Annotated in this window: 1 rRNA gene; it reads left to right on the top strand. The window is 55.9% G+C overall.

From position 1 onward, the window contains the following. Positions 1–1,503: ribosomal RNA gene (locus tag FS532_RS18380) — 23S ribosomal RNA — on the top strand; the annotation flags it as partial.

Here is a 1,503-nt window from a genome sequence, read left to right as displayed (position 1 = left end):
ATGTGATTCCGTGAGTAGTGGCGAGCGAAAGCGGATGAGGCTAAACCGATCATGTGTGATAGCCGGCGGGCGTTGCATGGTCGGGGTTGTGGGACACGTCGCTCAGTTCTGCCGGACTGGGGCGGTTACAGCGCATCATAGTCGAACCGGTTTGAAAGCCGGGCCGTAGTGGGTGCCAGCCCCGTAGACGAAATGGTGTTATGGCCGGATGTGTATCCCAAGTAGCACGGGGCCCGAGAAATCCCGTGTGAATCTGTCAGGACCACCTGATAAGCCTAAATACTCCCAGATGACCGATAGCGGACAAGTACCGTGAGGGAAAGGTGAAAAGTACCCCGGGAGGGGAGTGAAATAGTACCTGAAACCGTTTGCTTACAAACCGTCGGAGCCTCCTTGTAGGGGTGACGGCGTGCCTTTTGAAGAATGAGCCTGCGAGTTAGTGATATGTGGCGAGGTTAACCCGTGTGGGGCAGCCGTAGCGAAAGCGAGTCTGAATAGGGCGATTCAGTCGCATGTCCTAGACCCGAAGCGAAGTGATCTATCCATGGCCAGGTTGAAGCGACGGTAAGACGTCGTGGAGGACCGAACCCACTTCAGTTGAAAATGGAGGGGATGAGCTGTGGATAGGGGTGAAAGGCCAATCAAACTTCGTGATAGCTGGTTCTCTCCGAAATGCATTTAGGTGCAGCGTTGCGTGTTTCTCGCCGGAGGTAGAGCTACTGGATGGCCGATGGGCCTCAACAGGTTACTGACGTCAGCCAAACTCCGAATGCCGGTGAGTGAGAGCGCAGCAGTGAGACGGTGGGGGATAAGCTTCATCGTCGAGAGGGAAACAACCCAGACTACCAACTAAGGCCCCTAAGCGTGTGCTAAGTGGGAAAGGATGTGGAGTTGCATAGACAACCAGGAGGTTGGCTTAGAAGCAGCCACCCTTGAAAGAGTGCGTAATAGCTCACTGGTCAAGTGATTCCGCGCCGACAATGTAACGGGGCTCAAGCACACCGCCGAAGTTGTAGATTTCGCACACTCGATAAGCCTTCGTGGTTCAGTCGTGCGGAGTGGTAGGAGAGCGTCGTGTGGCGAGTGAAGCGGCGGAGTGATCCAGCCGTGGACGCTACACGAGTGAGAATGCAGGCATGAGTAGCGAAAGACGGGTGAGAAACCCGTCCTCCGAAAGACCAAGGGTTCCAGGGCCAGGTTAATCCGCCCTGGGTAAGTCGGGACCTAAGGCGAGGCCGACAGGCGTAGTCGATGGACAACGGGTTGATATTCCCGTACCGGCGAACAACCGCCCAAGCTAATCCAGTGGTGCTAAGAGTCCTAACCCGGTATCAGCGGATCCCTTCGGGGTGATGCGGTCCGGTCTAACGCTCGACCCCATGCTGGTGCGGTTAGCGTATGAACAGGTGTGACGCAGGAAGGTAGCTGAGCCAGGCGATGGTATCCGTAAGGTGAACCTGGTGTAAGGATGTAGGGCTGACGATAGGCAAATCCGTCGTCTGT

It is taken from the genome of Curtobacterium pusillum (assembly GCF_007673235.1).
Classification (GTDB): Bacteria; Actinomycetota; Actinomycetes; order Actinomycetales; family Microbacteriaceae; genus Curtobacterium; species Curtobacterium pusillum_C.
This window is presented reverse-complemented; position numbering and strand designations above follow the sequence as displayed.